This is a genomic window from Bradyrhizobium sp. 157, assembly GCF_023073815.1.
Lineage (GTDB): Bacteria > Pseudomonadota > Alphaproteobacteria > Rhizobiales > Xanthobacteraceae > Bradyrhizobium.
In genome coordinates, this window is record NZ_JADPKF010000120.1 from 296249 (window position 1) to 322715 (window position 26467).

General features: G+C 58.1%; 21 protein-coding genes. 6 read left to right on the forward strand and 15 right to left on the reverse strand.

The window, feature by feature from the left end:
- Window positions 1-42: 42 nt before the first annotated feature.
- Window positions 43-5784, reverse strand: coding sequence for an alkaline phosphatase D family protein (locus IVA95_RS37080; protein ID WP_247515013.1), 5742 nt, complete (start codon window positions 5782-5784; stop codon window positions 43-45).
- A gap of 518 nt (window positions 5785-6302) precedes the next feature.
- Here IVA95_RS37080 and IVA95_RS37085 point away from each other — a divergent pair.
- Window positions 6303-10310: an AAA family ATPase gene (locus tag IVA95_RS37085; RefSeq protein WP_247515014.1), complete on the forward strand. Its 4008-nt coding sequence runs from the start codon at window positions 6303-6305 to the stop codon at window positions 10308-10310.
- Window positions 10311-10334: 24 nt separating this feature from the next.
- Here IVA95_RS37085 and IVA95_RS37090 read toward each other — a convergent pair whose 3' ends face one another.
- Entirely contained in the window at window positions 10335-10577 is a 243-nt protein-coding gene (locus IVA95_RS37090; RefSeq protein ID WP_247515015.1) for a hypothetical protein, read from the reverse strand.
- 382 nt (window positions 10578-10959) lie between these two features.
- Here IVA95_RS37090 and IVA95_RS37095 point away from each other — a divergent pair, with 382 nt between their 5' ends.
- Window positions 10960-11901 (forward strand): GAF domain-containing protein, encoded by a 942-nt coding sequence (locus tag IVA95_RS37095; protein WP_247515016.1) that lies wholly within the window; start codon window positions 10960-10962, stop codon window positions 11899-11901.
- Window positions 11902-11946: 45 nt separating this feature from the next.
- Here IVA95_RS37095 and IVA95_RS37100 read toward each other — a convergent pair whose 3' ends face one another.
- The 7 genes from IVA95_RS37100 to IVA95_RS37130 form a co-directional block, all read right to left on the reverse strand.
- Entirely contained in the window at window positions 11947-13095 is a 1149-nt protein-coding gene (locus IVA95_RS37100) for an epoxide hydrolase family protein (RefSeq protein ID WP_247515017.1), read from the reverse strand.
- A 167-nt stretch (window positions 13096-13262) separates the two neighbouring features.
- Window positions 13263-13676 (reverse strand): hypothetical protein, encoded by a 414-nt coding sequence (locus IVA95_RS37105; RefSeq protein WP_247515018.1) that lies wholly within the window; start codon window positions 13674-13676, stop codon window positions 13263-13265.
- 446 nt (window positions 13677-14122) lie between these two features.
- Window positions 14123-14386, reverse strand: a complete 264-nt coding sequence (locus IVA95_RS37110) for a hypothetical protein (RefSeq protein WP_247515019.1) — start codon at window positions 14384-14386, stop codon at window positions 14123-14125.
- A gap of 1017 nt (window positions 14387-15403) precedes the next feature.
- Window positions 15404-15589 carry a hypothetical protein gene (locus IVA95_RS37115; protein WP_247515020.1) on the reverse strand — a complete coding sequence of 62 codons (186 nt, stop codon included), beginning with the start codon at window positions 15587-15589 and terminating at the stop codon, window positions 15404-15406.
- A 285-nt stretch (window positions 15590-15874) separates the two neighbouring features.
- Window positions 15875-16084 (reverse strand): hypothetical protein, encoded by a 210-nt coding sequence (locus tag IVA95_RS37120; protein ID WP_247515021.1) that lies wholly within the window; start codon window positions 16082-16084, stop codon window positions 15875-15877.
- Between the two features lie 504 nt (window positions 16085-16588).
- On the reverse strand, window positions 16589-16744 hold the full coding sequence (locus IVA95_RS37125) for a hypothetical protein (protein WP_247515022.1): 156 nt from the start codon (window positions 16742-16744) through the stop codon (window positions 16589-16591).
- 179 nt (window positions 16745-16923) lie between these two features.
- A complete protein-coding gene (locus IVA95_RS37130; RefSeq protein WP_247515023.1) occupies window positions 16924-18111 on the reverse strand; it encodes a glycosyltransferase in 1188 nt (395 codons plus the stop codon).
- A 440-nt stretch (window positions 18112-18551) separates the two neighbouring features.
- Between IVA95_RS37130 and IVA95_RS37135 the strand changes: the two genes are divergently transcribed.
- Entirely contained in the window at window positions 18552-19490 is a 939-nt protein-coding gene (locus IVA95_RS37135) for a glycosyltransferase (RefSeq protein ID WP_247515024.1), read from the forward strand.
- Between the two features lie 67 nt (window positions 19491-19557).
- Window positions 19558-19878 carry a hypothetical protein gene (locus tag IVA95_RS37140; protein ID WP_247515025.1) on the forward strand — a complete coding sequence of 107 codons (321 nt, stop codon included), beginning with the start codon at window positions 19558-19560 and terminating at the stop codon, window positions 19876-19878.
- Window positions 19879-20007: 129 nt separating this feature from the next.
- On the opposite strand, the gene IVA95_RS37145 is transcribed toward IVA95_RS37140, so the two are convergent.
- From IVA95_RS37145 to IVA95_RS37165, 5 genes are all read right to left on the reverse strand, one after another.
- On the reverse strand, window positions 20008-20682 hold the full coding sequence (locus IVA95_RS37145) for a PEP-CTERM sorting domain-containing protein (protein WP_247515026.1): 675 nt from the start codon (window positions 20680-20682) through the stop codon (window positions 20008-20010).
- Between the two features lie 213 nt (window positions 20683-20895).
- On the reverse strand, window positions 20896-21591 hold the full coding sequence (locus IVA95_RS37150) for a metallophosphoesterase (RefSeq protein ID WP_247515027.1): 696 nt from the start codon (window positions 21589-21591) through the stop codon (window positions 20896-20898).
- 123 nt (window positions 21592-21714) lie between these two features.
- Window positions 21715-22626 carry an exosortase V gene (gene xrtV, locus IVA95_RS37155; RefSeq protein ID WP_247515028.1) on the reverse strand — a complete coding sequence of 304 codons (912 nt, stop codon included), beginning with the start codon at window positions 22624-22626 and terminating at the stop codon, window positions 21715-21717.
- A 59-nt stretch (window positions 22627-22685) separates the two neighbouring features.
- A complete protein-coding gene (locus IVA95_RS37160) occupies window positions 22686-22907 on the reverse strand; it encodes an XrtV sorting system accessory protein (protein WP_065754234.1) in 222 nt (73 codons plus the stop codon).
- A 50-nt stretch (window positions 22908-22957) separates the two neighbouring features.
- Entirely contained in the window at window positions 22958-23830 is an 873-nt protein-coding gene (locus IVA95_RS37165) for a hypothetical protein (protein WP_247515029.1), read from the reverse strand.
- A 265-nt stretch (window positions 23831-24095) separates the two neighbouring features.
- Between IVA95_RS37165 and epsI the strand changes: the two genes are divergently transcribed.
- On the forward strand, window positions 24096-24797 hold the full coding sequence (gene epsI, locus IVA95_RS37170; protein ID WP_256470375.1) for an exosortase-associated protein EpsI, V-type: 702 nt from the start codon (window positions 24096-24098) through the stop codon (window positions 24795-24797).
- Window positions 24798-24865: 68 nt separating this feature from the next.
- On the forward strand, window positions 24866-25525 hold the full coding sequence (locus IVA95_RS37175) for a serine protease (RefSeq protein ID WP_247515031.1): 660 nt from the start codon (window positions 24866-24868) through the stop codon (window positions 25523-25525).
- A gap of 200 nt (window positions 25526-25725) precedes the next feature.
- On the opposite strand, the gene IVA95_RS37180 is transcribed toward IVA95_RS37175, so the two are convergent.
- Window positions 25726-26370, reverse strand: coding sequence for a CpsD/CapB family tyrosine-protein kinase (locus IVA95_RS37180; protein WP_247515032.1), 645 nt, complete (start codon window positions 26368-26370; stop codon window positions 25726-25728).
- Between the last annotated feature and the right edge of the window lie 97 nt (window positions 26371-26467).

Below are 26467 nucleotides of genomic sequence, written 5' to 3' on the forward strand. Positions count from 1 at the left end.
TGGGACGTTGTCCTATCGCGTCGCGATCCACGTACGTAGCCTTCAGAGGACGAGCGTCTGCACCGTTCCATCGGCAAATTCATAATCGAGCTTCCAGGCTGTGCCATCCTGGCGTACAGACAAGAATGTCACGCCGTCGCCCGGAGGTGGCCGCGTCGCATTTACGACGCACCGGTAATTTCCGTAGTTCGACACGATGTCAATCGTCTCGTCCGCGACGATGTCCTCGTCCAAGCTGTTTGCGAACGGAAATGGCGAGTAGGCTGCGGCGGTGTGAAGGGAGTGCACTCTAGTAATTAGAGTGTCGGACGTATCGCGGAGCTCGACCGTCGCTACGCAACCTCGATGCTCGTCCCCCGACAGAAACACCACACCCTTTATCTTTTCTTGAGCAATATAGGCCAGAACGTCGCGCAGCGTATTCGGATATCCATCCCAGCCGTCGGAATGCAGTGCGCTGAGGTTCGAGGGATCCAAACTTGCGTCGCGTTGTACCGCTCGGCGATGACGCGGCAACAGCATCGCGGGCGACACAACGAATTTCGGCGCCGGCTTATCCAGCAGCCATTTCTGCAGTCTGCCCATCGTTTTTGAAAGGTCCGCCTGATCTGTATCGAACAGAGTGGCGTTCGCCAGGTTGCCATCGACCTTGCGATGCATCCTTTCGGTGCGCGTGTCGAGCATAAAGAAATGGAAGCCGTCAAAATCGAACGTCTCGAGCCCACCCTTCCTTCCGCGCTGGTACTTCTTGAACGCCTCAGCACCATATTTTTTCTTGTCGTCATTCGGTTTCTGGTCGGGAGACGCGATCGGCTCCCAATTGTCGTCGATCTCGTGGTCGTCGAGCAGCATGAACGATGGAATGCGGCGCAACACGCCGCGAACGCTCCGCTGACGCAGCCACGCCTCGTAAGGCAGGCGGTACCGATCGGCCTTAGCCGCCGGATCGTAGAGCCCGGCGGTGGGGTCGACATACACCTGGTCGCCGACGAATATGGAAAATCGCGGCTTGATTCCCGCGTTCGCCTCAAGACGTTCGACTATTCGGTGGTAAGAACGATAGGCGACAGGCTCATCAATGAACCCGGCGGGGTACTGGCAGGAGGCGAGCGTGAAGCTCGTACTGCTCGGCGATGGGATTGTCGGCGGTTGCGGATCGTACGGAACGATTCCGTCCGTCAAGTCTCGATCCTGCTCGATACGCTCGAGCACGGCCTCACCGTCTGCCTCATACCCGAACATCATCGAGGTCGTGGTCCCGTCTGAGATATCGGGCTGCATAGGGATGTTGCGTGTGGAGTTCGGGATCTGCTCCATTCCACGATAGATAAGGCGCCGAGGTGTGCTCTGCGCGCCGTCTCGCTGCTCCACATTGTAAGGCTCGAGCGCGCGCCCCGCTGCCTCGGCCATTCGTTTGAATTGCTCAAACTTAAATTCTTCCGCTGGGACTGCCGGATCGTCCGGAGGACCGGCAGGATTCAACCTAAAGACCCTTTCATTGCGCGCGAAGAAGTGACCAAGCATGGGAATAAACAACATTTCAGATTCACTATAGACGAGCAGCACGAGCAGCGCGTTGCCCGGATGGGCAGGATCATGGTTCGGCATCGAGATCGGCAGCGGCGCTTCGAACGCGGCCCAACGATCCTGCGCAAGTTCGTTCGCCGTGTAGACCGCCATATGATCGACGATGTATTGGGTGTCCCATTTCTTTGCCGGGTCATCCGGTCGTAAAATCTGATTGCCGACCGACGTAATACGCAGCATCAGCACGGCCTCAGCCGCCCGGAGCGAGGGCAATGCCCCCACGCGGACCACAAGTGCCAATGTGCCGGGTCGCTGTCGCTCCTCAGTGATAATCGGGCCCATCCACGGTGGATAAGCCACTTTCGCTTGATTGGGTGTGTTCTGGCTCGGCGCGATAGCGGCATCCAGGAACTCCTCGATCCTTGTAAGCGTGGCATATCTGGTCGTTCCGACCAGCGCATCCTGGTGACCGGCACCCGGATTGATAAACGCCTCATAGTCACAGCCGGCATCGCTCAATATTTGCCGTATGCGATCCACAGTCGAAACATCCGAAAGTCCGTTATCGCCGCCGTGCACGCTGAGTGTCGGAAATGTCCAGCGGGTGAAGAATTTCTCCCGTGAGACGAGATTGTTGTATCCGCGAAAGTTCGTCATCAGCGCGTAACGCGCAAAATGCACGGTCGATGACACTGTCTTCAGGCTTAGCGTGCCAAAATGCTCGTCAATAAAACGCAGCATTTCCGGTTCCATATTACGCACATTGAAGTCGCGGCCGTACAGCGCGTCCATGCGATGTCGCGTACGCGTCCACGGCGTTCGTTTCCAAGGCCAGATCGGGTTCTCCACGTCGAACTCCTCGACAGGGTACGGCAGCGTCGACAGCAGCCGGTCCCAAAGGTCATCGGCGAGCGTCGGATTCTCGGGGTTGAAGCTGTAGCTGTCTGGCAGGAAATCGATGAGATAGCGCATTGCGTAAGCGCGAAAGACATTTGCGGGCGAGAACACAACGAGCGGCCCGACCTGCGTGAATGCCGCGCGGTCAACAAGACTATTGTCCACGTGGCCGCCGAGGATCGCGATGCTGAAGACGACTGTGCCCATGCAATGCGCAATCACGTCAACTTTGCCGTCGATTGACTCGGCTGCCACGGTTCTCAGCACCGCCGGGACGTCCACAGATCCGATCTGGTCGAAGCTCCACGCCTCCTTCGCCGTCGTCGGGTGACCGGAGCTGGTCCGAAGATCGGCGATCCAAACATCGCGCCCGGTCTTCCAGAAATGGCTCGCGAAGTTCGGATTCACCGCGTGATGCGCGAACGTTGTGCCGCCTGCGCTGTAGCCATGCAACATCACGAGAGGCCGCTTGGAGGTACCGGGATTGGGATAACGCGTGAGCCGCACCTTGCCAGGAACGAGTACCCCGCCATCCCCACCTTCGGGCTCTTCCGCAGCAATCGGGATTTGGCGGATCTCCGCAGCGACGGAGCCACCGCCAGGAAGGGCAAGCGTGGTGGGCGGAAGTAGATTCAATACGTCATTCGCCGGATCCGTATCCTTATCCGGGGCGCGGAAGCTCCAGATATGCAGGCCGAGCAGCAGCCGCACGACGTAACCAAGGAACGTTACGAGGTCGCCAAGCGCACTTACGCCATTTCTCTGCTGCGTTATTCGGAACAGCGGAACACCGATCCGCGCCAAGTAGCGGACATCCAGCTTCAACACCCCTTTATCGGTGCCGCTTGAGCCGGGGAACGTTTCGAGCGCCACTTCCATGAGTTGACGCCACGGGCTGCAACGCCGCTCATAGGTGAAGGTCTTGGTCCCGACAATGTGGTTGCCGTCGAGCGCAATCTTGGCGCCGGCGTCCGGCGGACCGACGGTGAGGTCGTAAGCGAACGCCCGTATCTCGCCAGAGCGGCTCGCGATGGCGAGCCCCGACTTGATACGCGACAGTAGCCCCGGGCCCCCGTCGCCGTCGACGATCGCTTGATAGATGTCGCGCAGGCCGCGGTTCAGTAGCCACGCTTTCCCGGCGCGCCAAATTCGCCCAAAAGCGGAACTGTGCTGGCGTTCGAAGATTCGCAGGCTGCCTGTAAGCGGCGCGCTGAAGTCCGCGATCGCGTCCAGCTCCTGTTCCAGCAAGCGCGGCGGAGTCCAACTCTTCTGAAGGCGCTCCCACTTGTCCAATGGAAAGATCCGGATGCTGCTTCGGACCTTGAAATCGCCTGTGTCGGTAGCGACTTGCAAGGTTGGATTACCGCCATTGCTGGGCGTGAGCTGCGCGAGCCCCGCCGAGCTGAATCGGAGCGTCAATTCGACGATGCGCGTCGCTGCCGGCCCTCCGCTCGGTGCGAAATTCACGGGACCAGCGAGCCGCTCTATGATTTCCACTTCGGTTGCCGGCGGCTGAGCGGCCACATCGGTCAAGCGGAAGGAGGGCCGAGTGAGGGGCGCGCCGGCTGCGGGGGAAGGCCCGACGGCGTAACCCCACTCGATGGCGAGCGCTTCCGCCGCGCGCAGCGCAACCGCCGAAATCGTGAGCGCGGGATTCGTTCCAAGGGCGGTTGGAATGATCGAACCGTCGAGCACAACGAGCCCGTCATGCACCGCGTCGGAGACGTTGGTTGAGAACACGCGGCCGATGTGGTCGACCACACCGGTGGCGCCTGTGTCGGCCATAGAGCAACCGCCAAGCGGATGCACCGTTGTGAGAGGCCCACGCTTATCTTTAAGCAACCAGGTGAGTTCCGCCGGAAGCAGCTTCCAGACAGGATTGGGAATGACCCGCCCGCCTGTGTTTTCGGTGAGAGCCGCAAGCGTCTCTACCTGCGCGTCGAACACGGGTAAGTCTTGCAGCTTGTCCCAACGGAGCCGTGCCATGCCGTCGGGATGGGCGATCTCAGGATCGTCATCGAGCTCGATACTGCCGGCCGCACCATCGTCACCCATGACTGCATAAAGCGCGGAATGCTCCACGCGGGTGGCGGGCGCGACATAGAGGTCGTTGCTCGGAAAACCCCGAACGTGTTGCGACGAATCTGCCTCAGCAAGTCCGTGCAACGCATTGACTGTGGCGAAGACCTCGGTAAACGCTATGCGCAGCCCTGCCGGGACAGACATTTCCTCGATCACGACGCCGTCGGTGGCGCGAAGGTCGACAACACCGGTGATCGTAGGACCGATCGCGCGATTTGAAGGCTTCACGGTTTCGTCCGCTACTGTATGCACCGCAGCAGCGGTCGCGTAGTCCGCGATCAGCATATCACCGTTCGTCGAGCAGCGCTTGCCGAGGGCCTCGGATATTGGCAGTCCAAGATCGCGCGAACGCAGTAAGATCTCCGTTGAGCCGAGAGTCCCCGCAGCCAGCACGACCTTCCGCGCGCGTATCTTCAGCACCTCTCCGCCGCGCTTGCGCAGCGCGGCGTTGGTATGGACACTATTGACGATCCAACCGGTGCTGCCGTTCTTTTCAATACTAAGAACGGTCGCTCCGCTGAAGATTTCGGCCCCGGACTGCTGTGCTCGCACAAGCAAATTGATATCTAGCGAGTTCTTGGCTCCGAAGTTGCACCCGGTAGCGCAATCGCCGCAACGCACGCACTTGTTAAGATTGACGTTGCCCGAGCTTGTCGAATCCTTCATTGCTATCGTGATCGCCGCCGGGTGAAACGTGCCGGTGGGCGCGATAGCCCTGAACGCCTGGAATTTTTGCGGTACGCCGTCAATATGATCGACGATGGTGTTGCGAAGGCCGTTGATACTTGCCCCGAGAAGATCGCGCGCCCGATCGAAATGCGATTCCCAGATCGATAGATCCTCAAGAGAGCTCGGCCAGCCGGTCTGAAATACGCTCGGCGTGGGCACTTGCATAACCCCTGCGTTGATCAGCGAGCCTCCGCCGACGCCGTTTGCAACGACCGTAGTGACCTCCTCTCCGAGCCTGATATCGAAGAGACCTTCCTTGTTATTGTTCTGGCGGATGTGCCCAGGCAGTTCGCCCAGGCCGGTCGGAAATGAGCCCGGTAGGTATTCCTTGCCGCGCTCAAGCACACCGACGGCGACCGCTGCTCCGCCAGACTGGCGGCCAGCAAATGTGGCCGCGGCGATCGCGCCGCCATAACCGCTGCCGATGATGAGTATGTCGAAATGGATCGCGGTGGGCGCCTTGCGCACTCGATCGATGAGACGCTCAAAACCCTGCGAGATCCAGGCCGTTTTCGAGTAGGTGTCTAGTAGCCCCAAGCCTCCCGACATATTCTTCCTCCTCGGCCCACAAACCGGAGAAGCAACAAGTAAGCGAATTCGATCCGACTAGCGCCGGTATGTTCATAGGTCAGGGGGACCGCTTTGTCTCTCACGATTCGGCAAACGCTTCTTCGAGGGTGCCGCACGATCCAGTTGCAGAGGGTCACTCTAGCTGATCTTGTCGACTTTTGCAGTAACCACCTCCTGATTTCCATTGAGCCACCCACGACTTCCCGAAGAGTTCGCAAAAGCGGGTAAGCCATTCTACGCCCAGCGCAATCGAGCCCGAGATATTTCAGGACACCCACGAAATTTGACCTCCGAAGGCTCTACCGTAGGCATTAGCCGGGCGCTAATGTTGGTGAGCCCGGATCCAATCAATTTACGAACTCAAGCGAATGTCGATGATATCGTAAGGCTGTTGGCGGCTACTCTCTCACGCGGCCACCCCTCATTCCGAGGGCACGAGCAATCGGTGCAGTTACCACAGCCTGGCACTTTCTGCTTCTGCGATGAGGTGAGAAGCGATGAATGAGACCGATCTACTTGAGAGCTTCTTGCCACTAAAGCTGCTCGGTAGAATCCACGGCGCTGGCGGTGACCGACCCGCGGCCGTTGAGTTCGCCGCTGCCGTCCTATTTGTTGACGTGTCCAGGTATACGGCCTTGGTTGAACAGCTTGCTCGACGCGGGCAAGGAGGACTAGAAAAAATTTCGAGACTGCTGGGCCTCTCTTACGGACGGTGCGCAGATCAAATTTGCGATCGGGGCGGTGAAGTACTCTATTTTGAGGGAGACTCATTGGTTGCCTATTGGGCGGCCGACGGTGACGATCTCGGAAAAGCTGTTCGCGCCGCAGTCAACTGCGCCGAGGCGATCTGCAGTGATCACATTGAAGACGCTGCGACCAGTGAAACCGCCCCCGCCCTGCATGTCGGCGTCGGCGTCGGGAGACTCTGGGCTGCGGTTCTTGGAGGCCAGCCCGTCTGGAATCTTGTCGCGGGTGGCGATGCCCTTATTCAAGCTGCAACATCGCAAGCCCTTGCTGGTCCTCGCGAGTACATACTATCCGACGCCGTGGCACAAGCATTGGCGCATCCCAAGGTGCCCAGTTCTGGCAACGTGCTGGAGAAGCCCCCCGAACTCCCTCCGCCGCTTCCTCCCTTGGATTGGCTAGCCTCTTTCCTGCCCCTGCAACTCCGTGAGGTGATACTCGGGCAAGTTTCCAAGGCTGGGTCGCGTGAACTCTCAATTGGCCTCGAAGGTTTCGAAATTGACCTGCTTGGTGCGATCAACGAGATAAGGCCGGTTTCAGCCGTCTTCGCGCGAATTACTGGCCTAGATCCTCGCACTCCGATCCCACTCTCACGTCTACAAGCTCTCTGCGTGTCGCTCCAAGAGAGCTTGCGGGCACGAGGTGGGCCGCCGGGCGAATTGTACTATGACGAGAAGGGTCTAATTTTTAGCGGCGTATTTGGTTCGCGCGGAAATTTCCATCGCGACGATCCTTTTCGCGCCATCGATACCGCTCGCGCGATGGATCAGACTATCAGGGGGCTGGAACTCTCCGCATCTATTGGCGTAGCAACTGGCCACGCACTTTTCTGCGTTGTCGGAAGCGAGCGCCGACGTCAACTGATGGTCCACGGCGCCCCCGTGAATCGGGCAGCGCGGCTAATGACCGCATTAGCTGCGGGCATTATTTGCGATGCACCAACAGAACGAGCCAATCGAACAACTTTTGACTTCGAGCAACAAGGCACGTTGCAGCTCGACGGGCTCGGGGATATGGCCGCCGCTTTTCGTCCATTGGAACCCCGACCCATTGTAGCCGGCCCTTCCACGCTAATTGGCCGGGAAAGTGAACTAGCGGTTTTGAAGCGGACATTCGAAGAAACATGCAATGGAGGTACGCGCTTGCTCGCTGTTCTGGGCGAGCCGGGCATTGGGAAAACCGCACTGGTCACGGCTTTCACGGACGAGCTGCAAGTGATCGGGACATCAGTCTCGATCGCGCGAGCCGAACGCGAGGATCGTCGAACATCTTTCTTGCCCTGGCGGCGAGTGCTTGCGTCCCTCCTTGGTTTACCTCCTGACTGCAATGGATTCACCGTGCTTGAAGCGGTTAGAGCCCGTGTCCAAGGGATCTCAGACGTGGTCAAGCGACTGCCGCTGCTTGGCGGCGTGTTAGGCATTGCGATTCCTGAAAACGAAGGTACGCGACATCTGGAGGGGCCGCACCGTGGTGACGCTACAATGCGTCTTCTCGGCGACTTGGTAGATGTCCTGGCGCCGCGCCCTCTTGTGCTAGTACTCGAAGATAGCCAGTGGCTCGATTCTGCGTCGTGGCGACTCATCGAATGGATTCTTGGATCCCATTCATCATTACTATTGATTGTGTGCGTGCGCCTTGAAGAGATTCCGGAGGAACTGAAAAGCCTACGACGGCGTGCCGAGGCAGCTCGACTGAATGCCTCCAGACGGGAGGCTGACGATCCTGCCCGGTTTTGCCAGATCCTCGACCTTGAAGAACTTGGCGAAGCATCCATCCGCGAAATAGTCGCTCGCACTCTGCGCGGCGCGCCGCCGCATCAAGAACTTGCTGCCCGTATTTCAGCTTTGGCCGGAGGCAATCCATTCTTCGCTGAGGAGATTTCAATAGCTCTAAAGAGCGAGGGTCTTGTCGCAGTGCGTGACGGTTTCTGGCGCCCGATCCGCCCGCTCGACGATCTTCGTTACTTCGAAGGCGTGGAACGAGTCATCCGCGAGCGCGTCGATCTCCTGGATATCGCGCCATTTACCACTCTGAAGGCCGCCGCGGTAGTTGGGCGTTCGTTCAGCATCACCGCGCTTCAAATATTGCTTGGTGAGGAGTTGCATGACGATGCGATCGCAAATGCTATCGAAGCATTACTGGCCATGCATCTCGTGAGACGTGGAGCTGGCCCAGGAGAATACGAGTTTCGTCACGACCAGATTAGGGACGTCGTGTATAGCTTAATCTCGGTCGACGCTCGGCAGCGCCTTCATGGGCGATTGGCTGACTGGATCGAGTCGAATCAATCAGCAACCGCAACATTGGAAACCGCAGCTCTCGTTCAGCACTTTGAGGCTGCCGGAAATATTGAAAAAGCTGTCAAATACGCTGATCTAGCTACCGTCCGTGCCCTCGAAGTCGGAGCATTTCGAGAGGTCGAATCGTTTTTAGGGATCTGCTTTAGTCATGAGGCGCGCCAGCAACCTAGGTCAGCCGAGCAAAGGCTCAAAGCGGTGCGCTGGCGCAGACAGCTCGCGGAGGCGCATTACGGGCGCGGAGACATTCACGCTCAGGGCGTTGCCGTGAGACGTGCGCTCAACGTGGCGGGGCAACCGGTTCCCGATTCACCGACGACAACTATAATTCGTCTCATTGGACGTGGATTGCGGTTAGCGCTGCAGCAAGTTTTTCCTCCATCCGCGAAGTGGAAGCGAACGGACCTGCGGGCCTGGGAAAGAGAACTGGCTCGTTGTTTCAACCAAGCGGCGACAGTCGACTATTTCGAACTGCGCTACTCCCGCGGTATGTGCAATCTCATTGCGGCCGTAGTGCATGCGGAACGCATTGGGTCTTCAGTCGAGCTGGCGGTCGCATCGTCCCAGTTGGGATGCGGTCTTTCTTTCTTAGGCTGGCAGGGCGCCTGCGATTATTTCATTGCGAGGGCGGAGCGGGTCGCGATCGCCTTAGCTGATCCTGCAGTTCATTCTCACGTATGTATTCTAGACGCACTCTGGCGCATCGGGCGCTGTGATTGGTTGATGGTCGATCATCTTCTGAATAAATCCCAGGAATTGTCTGCGAAGGCTGGAGACCAGCTTGGTTGGTGTAATGCACAAGGTATGCGTTTCTGGTCGCTCTACTACCGCGGCGACCTAAGCGCCCTGGAGCAGACGGCGCTCGCGCTGCTGTCACGCGCGCAGAACGCGGGGAACATTCAGCAAGAGATCTGGGCTCTTCGATGCAAGGCGCTATGCGTGCTTCATACAGATCGTCCTCGCGAGGCAGTGGACATCCTTCGATTGATCACGTCGGCGATGCTAGGATCTGTTGATCTTGCGGCGCAGATCTCCGCGAGGGGAGCGCTTGCGCTGGCTCTCGCTCGTGTTGGCCTTCACGTCGAAAGCGTTGAGGCCGCGACTGAGACCCTACGGCTGCTGCGAGAGCAACGCCGACCGACTTCTCATAGCACGCTGGTTGGGATCTGTGGCGTAGCCGAGGTGCTTTTGCGCGGTCGCGAAGCTGGACTCTCGCGCGAATACGATCAATGGCCATACTGGGAGCGCCAGGCGCTCAATGAACTCTATCGCTATCACCGCGTGTTCCCTTTGGGAGCGGCGCAATACGGGCTGTGGACCGGCGTGGCGCACTGGCTGGATGGTCAAAAAGATCAAGCCCTGGTCGCTTGGAATGAGGCGCTTGCCAGCGCCCGGCGGTTTTTGTTGCGCCAGGATGAGTCGATGATTGCCGCCGAGATGAGGCGCCGGCAAAAGCAGGTATGAGATCGGCCCAATGAGAAGATTGGGTCATATCGACCGCGGTATTGCCGAGGCCAATAGAGGATGAAGGGGCACTTTCGGAACAAGCCCGTCGACGACCACCTTGGCGGCTTGATGTCTGACTAAAAAAGCCTGCTGTTGTCCAAATGCTGCCAACACCCGGTTCTCCCCAGCCCCGGCCGCAACGCAGCCCGGCTGTTCGCATCGAGAGCGAGCTGCAAACGGGTTGGGCCGCAAATGCTTGGTCGCCTTGCGCAGCACCTTGGTCATGATGAAGCTTTCACACGGCATGGGGCATTTTGTTCATATGGGGATTTTATCCGATCAGATTATTGCGGCGCGGCGCAATCCTGCTGAACCTGGTTCATGATTGCCGCAACGCCGATACAGGGCGCGCACTACTTCATCGACCTCGTCTGCGGCATAATTGTCGTGGTGGCTGCAACCTATGTCACCGAAAGATTTATGGGAGGCCGTGAACGAGCATTGCGCCAAAACATCGGTGCCCAGGAGGCCCAGGGTCCGCGGTGATCACGCCGCGAGAGACCGACACTCCGCACGATCTTTGGGCGGCGCCTGCCTGTAATTTGATCGCACATATCGTCGCTAAATCGCCGATGCTCACGTCAGGCGTAGCGACAGGTGCGTGCCGATGAAGACATTCATTCGCGTCGTTGAATTGTGGGTGCCCGACCGAACCCGCACCCGCCTGGAATTCGGTGGCTGTCTTTGCAGCGACGAATATTCGGAGTTCAAGGCTATCAGCGAGAACGCGCTGTTTGCCTATGACGAAGGGCTGCCCGGCAAGGCTTGGGCCTCTGGCCATCCCGTGATCCTCACGGAATTCGCAAATTCCTACTTCAAGCGCACGGACGAGGCGATCGAAGCCGGATTGACCTGCGGCGTGGCGCTGCCGGTCTTTGCCGGCGAATTCCTGATGGCCGTGATGGCGCTGTTTTGCGGCGACGACGAAAAGCACGTCGGCGCGATCGAACTCTGGCACAATGATCCCGAGAAGTCCCACGAAATGGGATTGGTCGACGGCTATTACGGCACCGCCGACATGTTCGAGTTCAATTCACGGCATACAAAATTCCCGCGCGGGTTCGGCCTGCCCGGCCGTGCCTGGAAGGCCGGCATGCCGCTCATTATCAAGGACCTGCACAATGCCAGGAGTTTCCTCCGTTGGGAGGAAGCCAGCGAAATCGGAATCAATTGCGGCGTCGGCATTCCCTACACGACGACGCCGGATCAGACCTGGGTCATGACCTTCCTGTCCGCGCAGGCAACGCCGATCGCCAGACGTTTTGAGATCTGGGTGCCGGATCCGTCGCGAACGGAACTGGTGTTTCAGGCCGGCGATTGTAGCAGAGATGCCGATCTGGCCTCGCTTTACGCATCAAAGACGATACGCAAGGGTGAAGGCAGTATCGGCGGCGCCTGGGCGACAGGCATGCCCGCCATCAACGAGCATCTGAAGGTCGATGACTCCATTGCAGCGCAGACGGCACGCGCAGCGGGAATGAACCAGATCGTCGTTCTTCCCGTGATCGAAAATGCCCTGCTCAAGGCCGTCTTGGCCTGGTATCTCTGAAGGCGCGCTCGAAACGTTCAGCGCACTGCACGTGCCTGATGACGCCTATGCCTTTCGCAATTTCCGGAAAAAGTCCCGCACCTCCCGCACGAACAGCTCCGGCTGCTCGAAAGCCGCGAAGTGACCGCCCCTCGGCATTTCGTTCCAGTGCTGAATATTCGTGTAGCTCGCTTCCATCCACTTTCGGACCGGCGTGACAATCTCTTTGGGGAACACGGCAACGCCGGTCGGCACTATTACCTTGTGAGCGGTGCGGCGCTTCGGTCCAAAGCTTTCCCAGTACAGGCGCGCCGATGAAGCGGCGGTGGCTGTCACCCAATAGAGCATGAGATTGTCGAGCAACTCGTCGCGGCCGAGGATGTTCTCGGGGTGTCCGTCGCAGTCGGTCCACGCCCAGAACTTTTCCAGGATCCACGCGGCCTGCCCGCTCGGCGAGTCAGTCAGACCATACGCCAGCGTTTGCGGCCGGGTTGATTGCTGCTTGGAATAGCCGGAATCCCAGTCGGTATAATGCTGGATGCCCTTCAATGCGCGCGCTTCCTCAGGCGTCGGCTCGCCTTCCACATTGGGGCGGATCGACATTGCAAGCGTGATGTGGATGCCGGCGCAATGTTCCGGGTCTTGCGCGCCGAGCGCGGTGGTGATTGCCGATCCCCAATCACCGCCCTGAGCGCCATACCGCGCATATCCGAGACGATCCATCAGCACCGCCCAGCCCGATGCAATACGGTCGATGCCCCAGCCGGTTGTCTTCGGCTTCTCTGAAAATCCGAAGCCCGGCAGCGACGGGCAAACGACGTGAAACGCGTCGGCGGCGTTGCCGCCGTGCGCGGTCGGATCGGTTAAAGGCTCGATCACCTTGTGAAACTCGACCACCGAGCCCGGCCAGCCATGCGTGATGATCAGCGGCATCGCGTCCGGATGCGGCGAACGGACGTGCAGGAAATGAATGTCCAGCCCGTCGATTTCGGTGGTGAACTGCGCAAAGCGATTGAGCCGCGCCTCGCGCCCACGCCAATCGTATTCTTCAGCCCAGTAGCCGCAGATATCATTGATCCATTTCAGCGGCGCGCCCTGGCTCCAGTCGTCGACCAGTTCGGCTTCGGGCCAGCGCGTGTTGAGCAGCCGCGATTTGAGATCGTCGAGGACGTCGTCGCCGATCGAGATACGATAGGGTTTGATTTCAGCGCTCATGCGGGCCCCTTCTCAAAGCCCAGCCGGAGCTGCCGGGACGGACTTCACACGGAAATCATCGCCGCACAGGAGGCAGATATCAAGGGAGGCGCAGGAGGGCTTATCCTCGCAGCAAAATTCGCGCGGACGTCAAGTTCGTCAACAGAGGCCGCAGGTGATCGACTCGCTCAGACCGCGCCTTCACGTTTGCCGGATCGAGCAGCCGTTCTCATCGTATCTTTGAAATAGAGGAAAAGCTTGCAGCAGCCGAAAGCGATTATCAGCGCCGGCGGAAACATGATCACAGCGAGCAGCAACGGCGACATGCTCGAAGGGCCGGCCCATCTTTCAACCAACCAACTCAATGCAAGATCGACGGAACCAACCAGCAGAGCGAGGCCAAGCAGCGGCAAAACGAGCCCGGTAAACATTGAAGCCCAGCTTGGTGCCGCTTTTGACCAATTGATACCATCGAACTGGTCATGGCGCTCGCCTTCAGAGATGCCAGCCAAATCCGACTTGTCGCCCCACCCGATGCCCCGAGACTCCGAAGGCCGCGGGGCGGCATTGTTCGTTTTAATAGCCATATTGAACAACGTCATAATCTTTTAAAACCAGTGATTGCAACCTGACAACATGGGCAGTAAGTGACGAACTTGTCGTTCGTGTTATGCAGCCTTATAGCAGCGATTTGATAAGGTTTATAGGATGAAAGATGCTTAATTCGGGTTCCATAGAATTCGGCTGTGAAGATAGCTGCAGCCTGATCCGAGGGCCCCACGCCATTTGAAAACGGTTTAAAGCCGCTGGCATTAATTTCGTTGCAGATGCCGGCGTTCGAGCGATCGCATGATATTGGCGAAGCAAAGTTCAGGGCAAGCGAAGTTCTAAGGTCTTACTGGGCGCCCCACAGCGATGATGAACAAATTCGAATCTGCAGCACTATGCTCCACCTATTTAGCGATCTGCAGCCGGTCGAGAGGGAGAGGATGATGATGTTCAGGCCCCGCCCAGCGACGTTGTGCAGCCGGCGATATCAGTACCAGGGCTACCAGTTATAGCGATACCGCGGATTACCGTAGTAACCCGGTCCAGCGTACGGGCCATAGAAATTCTTGTCGCCATAAACCCACCGGGCGACCGGGCGGCGCCGATGCGGTTGGTAGCAATTGCCCGCCTCGTCACAGATCACCTTCGCGGCCGTGATCAGCGAATCCGGAGCGGGCTGAATATGGCTCAGAAGCGGCGCTGCACTGGCATTGGTAGCAATCAAAAAGCCGGCCGCCAGCACGGACGCACAGATCGTTCGCATGTCTCGTCTCCCCCTCGCGAATTAATTGGCTGCTGCTCCGAAAATGCCGAAGATTCTTGCAGACAAACAAACCGGAGCTCGGAGCCTACCCGCTCGACCGGATGCTGACTAGGGCCTCTCACCCGCATTTTCTGGGATCATCGGCCTTCGTGCGGCAACCGGGGCGGCCTCGGCGGCTATGCCGTCACCAGCCGACATTCATATCGGCAATCACGCACCGACAAGCCCCGAGCTCCTCGTTGAGCAGGTCAAAGCCCGCGCCCATTTTCGCTACACCGGATGCCGAATGCCCGCCCTGATTGAAGTGTCGCGCAGCGACTGAAGCGTTCCGCGCGGAGAGCCACACCGCCCGCATTTCAGAATCGAACATGGGTCCGGCCGAGTCTCGATCGGCAACGCAACGGTCAGGCTGCCGCATTGTTCGCAAATCAGCTTGAATGTTTGCCTGTCCTTCAAGGCGACGCTCGTCTCAATATCCATCCTAAATCCATCAATCAGAGACTTCGATAACTGGAAACAATGAACGATCGAAAATGCATCAATCGAGTGCCGGCCCCCGGGCCGCCACTCGGATCCAACAAATTCAGAAACTTGCCGGTCGGTGCAACGCACGAACGCATTTAACCCTAATGGTCGAGAGGTTGTTGCGACGAACTCCGCGCCAGCCACGTCCTCCGCAATCGGATGCGCTCAAAGACCGTGGTCGTTGGCAAGCAGAAGCCTTTCTACCGCGCGATTTTCACTTGCCCGCGGAGGCGACTGCCCGCGGCGCTTTCATCCGGTCCACCCGAAAACCGGAACGAGGATGAGCTCCGCGACTGCACGATCGCCATCTCGGCCACCTTTCAAGTGCTGCCTGAAACGGTTAACGCGGCGCAGCGTAGTGTGGCCAGAGGCTTCGCAGCAAAACATCACAGCGGGAGAAAAAGTTGGAAAATGAACGATCAAAGGACTTTCAATAAACTTCCACCATTAATTGGTTTCCGACCGGGTGGAAGCCGATTCGCGGCGACAGGGCTAGTTCGCGCGCCGACCGTCGGCCCGGTGCCTTGCGCTGAGATTGCCAAGCTGATTTGCCGGCAGGGCCGGATCGGGCACCCTGGCGAACTCGTTGGTCACGCCATCGGGTGCCGTCCCGCGAAAAACAAGAAAGCCGCGGTCAGTGACGACTATGTCTCCCTTCTGAAGCAGGGTGTCGTTCATGGCCATATCCGAGGCGATCCGCGCGGCGTCGGCGGCAGAGGGCGGCGGCCGCCTGATGCGACCGCTCTCCTGTGCGTACGCCGCTGCGCTCAGCACTACGGGAGCCGAGAGGATAAAGGCTTTCCACATGGCTTTCTGGCACACAGACGCGGACGGCCATCTATAACAAAAAAGCTGAGCCGCGGCCTTTTTTCAAGATGTGGAATCCGGGTGCTGAGATCTCCAATACGACCGGTCGCGAACCCGATCTTCGCGCAAAGGGCTGGAGTTCGGGAACGCGGAAGCTCAGAAACTGGCTCGGACCTTGGCCATCCCCGAGCATACGGTGGCAGCGAATCGGTTTTCTGAGCCCGATTTCAGTTCGCTGAACGCCTCGCCATCAACCCTGTCTGATTGACCGCGCAAGGCCCTTTCGAGCTGCAGCCAATCGCTCTGCTCAATTTCGGTCGATTCATTTAGCGCAGCAAGCAGCGCGCTAGTCAGTCTATCCGGCATGGCCAGTCCCCTGCTCCATCCAGCATCACCACGGCGCTCACGCCGAACGAACGGTGCCGCAACAACCCAAGCCGCTTCTCGAACTCAACGCTGTCTGAGCCAGAATCCCGACTACGAGGCGATTCGCAAGCCTGCCGCCGGATTCGCCGACGGTTTTCCAACTCTACGCGAGCGACTCTTGCACCCGATTGATAGCGTACAAAGGGAGCTGGGGATACGAACACATGTTGCGCTCGGCCGATTCTCCTTCGCAGCGGCACGAATGCAACAGCGGGCTATCGGCGGCAGAAATGAGCGGAAACGGGACGGCCCTCGAGACGAGACGGCATCTGCAGGCTGCGATGGGCCGGCATCGGGGGGCAGCACGCGGATGCGGCATAAGGCCGGCTAGCTAGGCCCCTAAAAGCCATTCCACGCTGGCAAAGATTGCCCACAGCCAGCCAACCATGGCGACCCCGATTGCCGTAAAATAGAGCGGCGGAGCCAGTCCATGACGCAACTTCTTCACTGTGAACTTCTCAAAGCTTCGGCCTCAGACAAGCGCTCGCGCAGGCGTCGTAATTCCAGATAGCGCTCCGTAATGCTGACGGGTGGGAGCTTTTTCGAAGGCTTCTTCGGCTTCTTTGGTTTCGGCAGACTGGTACGGCTACGCGCTTTCATGAGGCCCCCTCCCCCCGCCTGAGAAACTTAAGCAAACCATGTGCCAGCCAAAATCGGTGATGCGGCTGGTACACCGGACTAATCTTTGTCTGGTGCGCTCTTATTGGAGTTCGATAACGGTTGCGTGACCCGTTTGCGTGACCCATTCGGGGGACGCCGCGGGAAAAATCTGCGTCACGTTAGGTGGGGGTTGATCGGTCGGTCCGTATCCATTGAGACGCTGTACCGCCGATCAACATCCGGCCGTAAAAACCTATTTTTTTCAATGCAAAAGAACCGAACGATAATAATTCGTGCGCAGGAAAAACCTGGCGTCCAAATTTAAACCAAGCCAAAACAACGCATAAGATAAATCCAAGAAGATTGCCGCCTGCGATCAGGGTGGGCAGCCACGACCCTCCAAGCAGCGTAACGGACGATGTCATAACCATCGTCACGACCATCAACAGCGCAAGGAGAGAGAGCGGCGGCACCAAAAGATCAAGCGTCAGCACGAGGACATTGATGTCGCCGCGCATTAAACCCACGGTGAAAAGTCGTGGAACGAATTTCCCGATTGTGCCGAGATGCCCCTGGACCCAGCGCTGACGCTGGCTCTCGGTCCCCTTGGCGCTGGTCGGAAACGTGCTGGTAACCCGCACGAACGGAAAGAAATAAGGAGCTTTGCCCGCTTCCGCGAGATCGAGCCCCAGCTTCAGATCCTCCACCAGATGGCCGCTTGCCAACGGAACGGAGCTGATCGCATTCCACGGAAACATCATTCCTGTCCCCATCAATTGAACGGGACCACGAAGGTTTCTTAATCCAAGAGGACGAACCCAGTTTCTGAGAACCCAGGCGAACTCTGCGAAGCTATGATTGATGGGTGAGTTCTCAGCGCTTCGCATCATGAACAGCGCTTGTACCGGCCGCTGAACCTGATGGCAGGCTCGCTTGAGCCCCTCGACCAAGTCGGCCTGGATTCTGCAATCAGCATCGACGAAGAGAACAAAATCGGGCGGGTCCTGGCTGAGGTGCGTGATGCCCCATCCCATCGCGAACCCCTTGCCAATTCTCTCGGGATCGTTGCGAATAATGACCTCGGCGCCTGATGCGGCGGCAATCTCCGCTGTGTCATCGGTGCAGTTATCGGCGACAACGATCAGTCGATCTCCGGCGCCAAGCTGCGGCTTGACGTCTTGCAGCGTTGGAACTAGTCCAACGCTCTCATTGTGCGCAGGAACGATTACCGCAACGCGCTTTTCAGTATTTAATTCCTCGGCTTCGAAAGGCTCCAGCTTCGGCGCCTTAAGAGCTGCAATGACTTCAACTAGCAGGACAGCGACGGGAACGCTGAGCAATCCAGCCAGAGCGGCCAAGATCAACATTTCACAAATACCGATCTCGAAACGTTTGATTTAACGTTGTCAGGCAAAAAAGTGAGTATGAAGCCAGATATAAATATCCTCTTCCGCTCTCAATTACTACTATATTTACCAGATAGATAAATAGGACGCGGGACCCGTATTTTATCGGCCCTACTTTCGAATAAGTCAGGCAGAGCTTTATGAAGATCGCCTATCTGGTTAACCATTATCCGGCGATCAGCCACAGTTTCATTCGGCGCGAAATACTGGCGCTCGAACGCTTGGGCCACGAAGTGCTGCGAATATCGATCCGGGGCTGGGCCGATGCGCAGCGCGGCTCCGAAGATCAACTTGAGCAGGCGCGTACGCGTTACGTCCTGCGCGGCGGCGCCGCGCCGCTGCTGGTTGCATTCCTGCGCATTCTGGCGACCAACCCTGTCGGCCTGTTTCGCGCGATCGCCGTGACGTTGAAGGTCGGTCTGCGGGCGGAGCGTCCCCTCCCCGTTCATCTGATTTATCTGTTCGAAGCGTGTCAGGTCGCCCTATGGTTGCGCAGCGAAAAGGCGCAACACCTGCACGTCCACTTCGGAACCAATTCTGCCGAAGTCGCGATGCTTGTCGGCGAGCTGGGAGGACCACGCTGGAGCTTTACCGCCCACGGCCCCGAAGAATTCGATAAGCCGAAGTTCATCGCGCTGCCTGAGAAAATCCGGCGAGCGCGCTTTGTCGTCGCAGTCAGTTCATTCGGACGGAGCCAGCTCTTTCGCAATGTCCCCCATTCTTATTGGCACAAGATAAAGGTGGTTCATTGCGGGCTTGAACCTGCTTTCTATGACGCCAATGTCACGACGGCGGCGGGCAATGAGCGACGATTGGTTTGCGTGGGCCGGATCTGCGAACAGAAGGGGCAGTTGCTCCTGATCGAGGCTGCGCGGCTACTGGCGGAGCGCGGGACAAAGTTCGAACTGGTGCTCGCCGGCGACGGCGAGATGCGCGGCGAGATCGAGTCGCTGATCGCAAAGTACAAGCTGACGAGTATCGTGCGCATAACAGGCTGGATCAGTAGTGACGATGTCCGGGCCGAAATTCTCGCAGCCCGGGCGCTGGTGTTGCCGAGCTTCGCCGAGGGCCTGCCGGTCGTCATCATGGAGGCCATGGCGTTGCGAAGGCCGGCCATAAGTACGTTCGTCGCCGGCATCCCGGAATTGATCCAGCACGGCGAGCACGGCTGGCTGGTTCCTGCCGGCGATCTTGAGAGTTTGGTCGCGGCAATGGAGGATTGTCTCAACGCGGCGCCGGAAGCGATCACGCAAATGGGAGAAAGCGCCCGTCAAAGGGTCTTGCAACGCCATGATATCGACAAGGAAGCAGCTAAGCTCATCAAGCTGATTGAAGCCTAGACGGCTATTGGTCCGGCAGTCGTCGGCGGCGCCGGTTATCCCATTCCTCATGCTTCCGGGAAGTGAGATGAGGATACAGTTTACTCTGTTGACGGCTCTAACGGTGATCGGCTCGATGCAGCCAGCCATCGGCCAGGTCAACATGCAGTATAGCGGCCGATATGGCGGACAGTACGGCGGCCAATATGGCGGGCAATTTAGCGGACAGTACAGCGGTCAGTATTACGGGCGGGGAAGTAGCGACCAGACCGCTTCGCCAAACGCGCTGGACAGAAAGCTTGATATTTTGGGCGCTCCAGTTAATTCCGGCGCGTGCGGGCAACTTCACTATCCGTCGCCCGGAACGGATTACGTGCTCCATGACAGTCAGGGACGCCGCTGCTTCTGAAGCAATGTACTTTCGGCTGGTCGCCGATGCTACTAGGGGAGAGCAAAGACCGCCTCGCGGGCGATCTCCGCCTTCCCAACCTCCAAACCACTCAGCCGCAGAATCGAGCTAAAGGGTCAGCTAAAAACACTAGCCCGCAGCAATTGCGGCGCTCCGGCGCGCGCGCCGGTAGCCAGCGAGCCCCAATCCGGCAAAGCCGAGGATCAGCATGGTCCAAGTCGAGGCCTCAGGAATTGCCGACACGGCTACACCAAATCTGATATTGTTCAGTGAGAGGCTTTCGGTCCCCGACGTCACCAGGACGGTTGTGAAGGGAGTCGTATCCGTGACACCGAAGAAGTTACTCGTCGCCAAGCCGTTAGCCGTGCTGGTCTTGATGACGGTATTTCCGTTGGAAAGAAGGAAGGTTACATCGTAGCCGTCAAATGTACCGAAGTCGAAGGCGAATGAAGTCGCCGGCCCCGCAAGGTTGATCAGGATGTTGACCAGATCAAAACCAAGTTGCTGCGCCGCGAGTGCAGCGGGGAGGCCGCTATAGAGCGGGCCAATGTTGAAGAAGCCACCACTATACTTGGTCAGATCTGACGAGAACGTCACGCCACCATAGCTGACGCTGTTCCCCGGAAAGCTATCGAATCCGCTGACCGACGACGGATTGGGAATGGTGATCGTGGTGTAGCTGGCCGTTGCGCCATTCCACGAAGAAAAGTCAGAGTAAGTGACCAAGCCGGCGTCTGCGTTGACCGTGCCTGCAAGCAACATCAGCGCTGCCCCGAGGGCAGCCGAGTTCATCTTCGTGAACATCAAAATTCCCGAAATTTTTGTGTGAAAACGAACGCAGCACTGATTCGTTTTTAGATATTAGCGGAAACAGGCGCTTACCGAAAAGAAATTAAACCTTAATTGGGATTGGAGCGGCGAATGCCGCTCGGAATTTATTCAACATTCAACGACCTTATCCGGTCGTCCGCTAGGTGTCGGGAGTGGGAATATGCGACTTGCCGCTGGGTGGACGGCCTACATTTCCCGACCAAACACTTCCAGGTATTCGGAGGCGCCGCCGGGCCGGTCATCCTCGAACACCCCGATGACCAACCGCCCTGTTTTCCAGGCCAGTCCGTCCAGATTGGTCTTGTGGTGGCCCGCAATCGGCGCGAGCGGATCAGCATGGTGACCATGTACGACGTGCCGATGGCCATGCCCGACGTCGGCACCGCTGGGATAACGCTTCCAGAGCAACGTTTCCTCGTTCTGCTGGCCGAGCGGAGCTTTCGGATCGACCGCGGCGTGAACGAATACTCTGAGCTGATCAACATGCATTAGCGGAAGATTGACGATCCAGTCCAGGTGGTCGGCCGGGATTGCTCGAAAATCCGGGAGCATTGGGGCTTGGCCATAAGAGGCAAGCGTCTCACCTCCCCCATTCCTGATCCACCAGTCGAGCTCGGCCCTGTTTTCACAGACCGCACACATCATGGCTTCGTGGTTGCCCTTCAGATTGACGACCTTCGCTTTATCCGGTCGCCAGCTCATGAGACGCTCGACGACTTGTCTGCTCTGCGGCCCGCGGTCGACATAGTCGCCCAGGGTTATGATCGTGGCAGCCATCCCCTCGGCATGCCGCGCAATCGCGTCGATTGCGCGATCCAGAAGATCGAGCCGGCCGTGAAGGTCGGGTATGGCATACGTTCGGCTCACGGCAACCTTCGTCAAGAACCGGTCTTGAATAGAACGAGCTTAGCAAGCTCACGGCAAACGAGCCACCTCGCAGAAGGCCCGCGCAAGAGCAAAGCTTCTCAACGGGTGGTCTCACGGGCCGCAGCGAAAAACTCGAAGCTAGGCGGACGTCGCCAATGCGGCGCGGCCGCGGAGACGGCGCACCAGCGCAAAACAGAGGCCCAGAAAGACATCGAACAGGAACAAGAGAATAACCGCGATGACGAAAAGGCCGATGCCGGTAAGATCGTGCAGAATTCCGTCGAGCATGTCAGGTCCCAGATAATAGGCGATCATGACCAACGCGAAAACGCGAAAGAAATTTGCAATGATGGTAATCGGTATGATAGCGGCGAGAAGGAACAGGCTTCGGATTTTCTGCTGCCAGCGAAACGCATAGGCGTAAAAAACGCCGATCGCAGACAGCGCAAAAATCGAATTCATTCCGGAACAGGCGTCCTTCACCAGGAGCTGATAGGTCCCGATCATGATCATGACGCCGTTCTGGGCAACCGGAAAGCCCGTCGCATAAAGCACGTTGGTCACGACGTTCGAGATAAAGACCTTAAGCGGAACGGTGGCGGCATCGACCAGCCAGTCGGGCATCGGCACGGCGAAGATCAAGAAGCCGATCGGAAACGCGAGCGCCCGCAACGCCGGCCACCCGGCCGAAATCAAGACACAGCCCACGATGACGGGGATCAACGAAAAGGTTTCGAAAGTGACCAGGCCCTGTTGGATCCGGGCGAGATAGAGAATGACCAGGCCACCGAGCAGGGCAAGCCAGCCCATGATGGGAGCCGGAGAAATTTCAACGGCCCTCAACTTCTCACGCGATTGCCAAACCAGCCAGAGCGAGGCCGCGATGATAAGCGGACCGTGGCCCTCCTGCTCCGTCTGCCAAGGCCCATCAATCAAACTGAGAACGGTCTGGGCATAAGCTGCGATCACCGAGGCGCCGAGCAGCGCCGGCCACAAAAAAGGGCCGAGAAAACCTGCCTTCGCGGATGGTATCACTTGCGAGTATGTCATCTCAAATACCAACAGGTTCCAAAAACTAGTCTACTGATAGCATTAAATGGAACAACCATTCATCTCCGGGCTATCAAAACCGCGTAACCAGCGCCAGCCAAAATCAAGACCAGGGCGAGATAGAACGAACCGGCGTTCCCGACCTGGTTGGCGACGGCGAATACGATGCCCGCGAGCATGAAGTGCAGCAACGTTCGATTGTCGCGCTCGGTGAACTGGAAGAACGCGATCACCAGCGCGACGAAACAGGTAACAGTCAACACATCAAAAAACGTAGTCATTTAATATCACCTCGGGGAACATCTTATGGCGGCGAAGTGACGTCCTGTGCTCAGTTCTTCTTGCCATCTCCCGGCTGCATGATCTTTGCGTATTCACCTTCATATTTCGCCTCGAGGTTCGCAGAGTAGGCCGCAATTCCTAGTTCGGCCTTGACCGCGTCTGCGCGCATCAGTTGCCGCGCCAGATTGGCCGCAGGCTCGCCTTCGAGCGGGCGCGGCTCCTGCCCTTTGACCTTGAAGAACACGCCGTTCTGGCCTGAGCGAACAAAGAACACGTCGTCCGCCTTCTTGGCCTCGACCAATCCGTAAAACTCCGGCGGCAAATCGCCGCTGTTCAGCGCGCCCATTTGTCGACCGTGGGGAATGCCGGCTGCGGTGAGCTTCTCGTCGATTTCGTCGAGCGATTTGGCGTTCTTGTTTGCTTCCACGAAGGATTGGGTAGATGGCCCTATTGGAAATGCGATTTGTTCGACGCTGAGCAGTTTTCTGCCGGCGAATTTCGCCGGGTTGTTGGCGATGTACCTGTCGATATCTGTCTTGCCCGGCGCCTTGGCCGCCGCTGTCCGCTGCAGATACGCATTCTCGAGAATCTGTTCGCGTGATCTCAAGAGGTCCAGCAACACGCCCGGTTCGCGGTCGAGCTTCGCCGCCATGGCCTGGCGGAACAGATATTTGCGCACGACCAGTTGGCCCAGGATGCCCTTAACGGTCTCGGGCTCCTTCTGCTTGTCCGGCGGCACGTTCGCCCAGCGAAGCTCGTTCTCGAGATCCTGGATGGTCACCACTTCCTCGCCGACACGCGCAACCACCTGTCCTTTGGAAGCGGCGGGCTGATCGCTTTGCTTGCCGCAACCGGCCAAGGCGACCGCACCGCAGGCGAGCAAAACGGCTAGCCGGGCGATCTTGATGGACATAGCCTTCATCCAGAAACTCCGTGCATCCAAATAGGCCGAGAACAAATGCAGCGGGCCGGCCGAGCCTGATCCTGCTATGACTAGCGAGCCCGCTGCTCCCGGTCGAGCCTATAGCGCTTTTTGGCTGCAATTTCCGCTGTTTATGTTAATTTCGTTAAGAGAGCTGATTATCTCTTTCTTTTGACTGTAAATCGGCGGGTTGGAGTATATCCTCATCCGAAACGGCTGATCCAATTAACTCTCAATTGTTTAACTCCAATTGTGTGTGGGCTCAATGAAATACCCTCGTATTCAGATTATACTGGCATGTACCGCAATCGTGGGGTGCGCCGTGCTTGCGACCGTACTGGCGCCTCGTCAACTGATGGCCCGTACGTCCGCCTCCCCTAGCCTCGAAACCGTGATTCCGCGCCAATTTGGAACCTGGAAGCTGGTCCCCGAAATTAGTCCGGTCCGGCCAGCAGATCCAGACGCGTACGTTCAACCGGACCCGCTCGCTGGAAAGATCTACAGCCAGGAAGTTGGTCGGGGCTATACGGACGGGCATGGCAACATCGTCATGCTGATGGTCGCGTACGGTCCGGTGCAGAACTATCGGCTGAAGTCCCACCGTCCGGAGATTTGTTACACCGCCAATGGCTTCCGGATTTCGGAAAAAGCGGATGCCGCAATTAGCTATCGCAATGGCGCGCAACCCATCAAGATGACTCGATTGGTTGCGGCAAGGGAGTCGCGCCTCGAACCGGTCACTTACTGGCTGCGGGTCGGCAACGACATCGCCAACGGCGTCCTCGATCACCAACTGAGCCGGTTGAAGTATGGCCTGCGTGGGATCATTCCCGATGGTGCCCTGATCAGGGTCTCCACGATCGGTCTGCCGAAAGACGTATCATACAAATTACAGGACCAATTTATCCGCGATCTGCTTGCCGCCATTCCGCCTCAGGAGCTCAGGTTCTTTACCGGCGCGAGCTGAAGATCGCGGCGTGCAAACTTGACAGGTGATTTTTGCCGTTCGTTCGATTCACCTTGCTGTGCGCACCATTGTTCTATGGCGTCCTGCTGGCAGTCCTGTCGCAGCCAGCATGTGCGCAAGGTGCTGACGATACGCTGCTGCCATATGCGGTAAGTGTTCATCAGACGCCGATGCAGAGCTGGGGGCCGGGAGCGGGCATTTATCTCGGAAAAGGCCTGTTCATCACGGCGGCGCATGTCGCAGGCCGGGCGTGGCTGACGCGACCCAAGATCGCCATTGCCGGCTCCGAATATCCGACTCGTGTTGTTAAGGAAGGCAGTTTCGAGGGAACCGATCTAACGCTGCTATCGGTTGATGAAGAGCTTCTTCCGGTGCGATTGCGGCTTCGGCGAAACTCAATCTGCGCCGAACCGCCCAAGCCGGGGCAAGAGGTCGTGACCATTGTGCCGGGATCTGCCGTGCGCTCCCACATCCTCTCGCCCGATCGGCTGCCGGCTCGAACCCGCAACCGATTCAGCACAGTAATTGCCGACGTGGCTCGCACCGGCAATTCCGGGTCAGGGGTGTTCGATGTGAAACGGAAATGCCTGCTCGGCATAATGAGCCGGAAAATTTCGCAACCGCATTATCGACCTGATACCAGAAAGATGGAAACGCGTGATATCGCCAAATACTTTGTACCGGCCTCAGAAATTGCGGCTTTTTTGCCCGCCCATTTGCAGCTCTAGTAGCTCTAATTAAATTAGCCCCTTGGTCCTGTCGATCGATTGCTCGCGCATGAAGCAAGCTAGGCCGGCGCGCCGGCACGAAGCTCGAGGACGGCATCCGGCTCGCCTACCAGGCGTTCCTAAGTGAGGGACAACAATAGTCATTTCGGAAGACGCGCAGTCGAACCTCACGCCGTTCGGAATAGCTGCCGGATTGGAAATCAATAATAGCCGTAGTACGAACCAGCCGCCTCGGTCGACTTATTCACAATGACACGGAGAACGGCTGTCCGTCGCAAATGCCGCTGGCATTCCTTAATGTCAGAAACCGTCGTGCTTCCGACCCCCGCAACGAGTAACGCTGCATCCGTTCGAGGCAGGATCGAAATCACATCATCACCGAGCAGCATCGGCGGAAGATCGAAGATGACGATACGTGACCGGAAATCCCGCTTGATGGTCTGCAGCATCGCCGCCATCGTCTGCGAAGCCATCCACTCGGAAGAATTCGACGAGACCGATCCAGGCAGCACCAGCATATTGTTGGGACCGATGCTTACCTGCTGCACCGCTGACGAAAGCGGCGCGCGTCCTTCCAGGACATCGAGAACACCGCCGTTGCCGTTTATGCCCAGATAATTTCCAACCGCTGGCCGGCGCAAATCCAAATCGACCAGCAGGACCGACCGTTCCGGCAGCCGTGAAATGCTCAGTGCAAGATTGCAGGCCGTCACAGTCTTTCCGCACCCGGCGGTAGGCGATGTTACAGCCAGGAGCTGCCAGCTCTTCTTGTCCATCTCCTGCAGCACCTGGGTGCGCAGCATGTCGTAGTAACGGCCGTGCTGGCTGGACGTGCCGAAGGCCACTATTCGATTAGCTTCGAGATGGTCGGCCCTAAGACGCACCTCGTTACTCGGCGAGTCGGCGGAACTCTGCAGCGGTCCGTTAGCCGCGAGCGTAGAT

Excerpts from the sequence above, each read along its gene's own strand:
- IVA95_RS37080 (WP_247515013.1), bottom strand. The coding sequence starts at position 5,784 with ATGTCGGGAGGCTTGGGGCTACTAGACACCTACTCGAAAACGGCCTGG.
- IVA95_RS37085 (WP_247515014.1), top strand. The coding sequence starts at position 6,303 with ATGAATGAGACCGATCTACTTGAGAGCTTCTTGCCACTAAAGCTGCTC.
- IVA95_RS37090 (WP_247515015.1), bottom strand. The coding sequence starts at position 10,577 with ATGACCAAGGTGCTGCGCAAGGCGACCAAGCATTTGCGGCCCAACCCG.
- IVA95_RS37095 (WP_247515016.1), top strand. The coding sequence starts at position 10,960 with ATGAAGACATTCATTCGCGTCGTTGAATTGTGGGTGCCCGACCGAACC.
- IVA95_RS37100 (WP_247515017.1), bottom strand. The coding sequence starts at position 13,095 with ATGAGCGCTGAAATCAAACCCTATCGTATCTCGATCGGCGACGACGTC.
- IVA95_RS37105 (WP_247515018.1), bottom strand. The coding sequence starts at position 13,676 with ATGACGTTGTTCAATATGGCTATTAAAACGAACAATGCCGCCCCGCGG.
- IVA95_RS37110 (WP_247515019.1), bottom strand. The coding sequence starts at position 14,386 with ATGCGAACGATCTGTGCGTCCGTGCTGGCGGCCGGCTTTTTGATTGCT.
- IVA95_RS37115 (WP_247515020.1), bottom strand. The coding sequence starts at position 15,589 with ATGAACGACACCCTGCTTCAGAAGGGAGACATAGTCGTCACTGACCGC.
- IVA95_RS37120 (WP_247515021.1), bottom strand. The coding sequence starts at position 16,084 with ATGCCGGATAGACTGACTAGCGCGCTGCTTGCTGCGCTAAATGAATCG.
- IVA95_RS37125 (WP_247515022.1), bottom strand. The coding sequence starts at position 16,744 with ATGAAAGCGCGTAGCCGTACCAGTCTGCCGAAACCAAAGAAGCCGAAG.
- IVA95_RS37130 (WP_247515023.1), bottom strand. The coding sequence starts at position 18,111 with ATGTTGATCTTGGCCGCTCTGGCTGGATTGCTCAGCGTTCCCGTCGCT.
- IVA95_RS37140 (WP_247515025.1), top strand. The coding sequence starts at position 19,558 with ATGAGGATACAGTTTACTCTGTTGACGGCTCTAACGGTGATCGGCTCG.
- IVA95_RS37145 (WP_247515026.1), bottom strand. The coding sequence starts at position 20,682 with ATGTTCACGAAGATGAACTCGGCTGCCCTCGGGGCAGCGCTGATGTTG.
- xrtV (WP_247515028.1), bottom strand. The coding sequence starts at position 22,626 with ATGACATACTCGCAAGTGATACCATCCGCGAAGGCAGGTTTTCTCGGC.
- IVA95_RS37160 (WP_065754234.1), bottom strand. The coding sequence starts at position 22,907 with ATGACTACGTTTTTTGATGTGTTGACTGTTACCTGTTTCGTCGCGCTG.
- IVA95_RS37165 (WP_247515029.1), bottom strand. The coding sequence starts at position 23,830 with ATGAAGGCTATGTCCATCAAGATCGCCCGGCTAGCCGTTTTGCTCGCC.
- epsI (WP_256470375.1), top strand. The coding sequence starts at position 24,096 with ATGAAATACCCTCGTATTCAGATTATACTGGCATGTACCGCAATCGTG.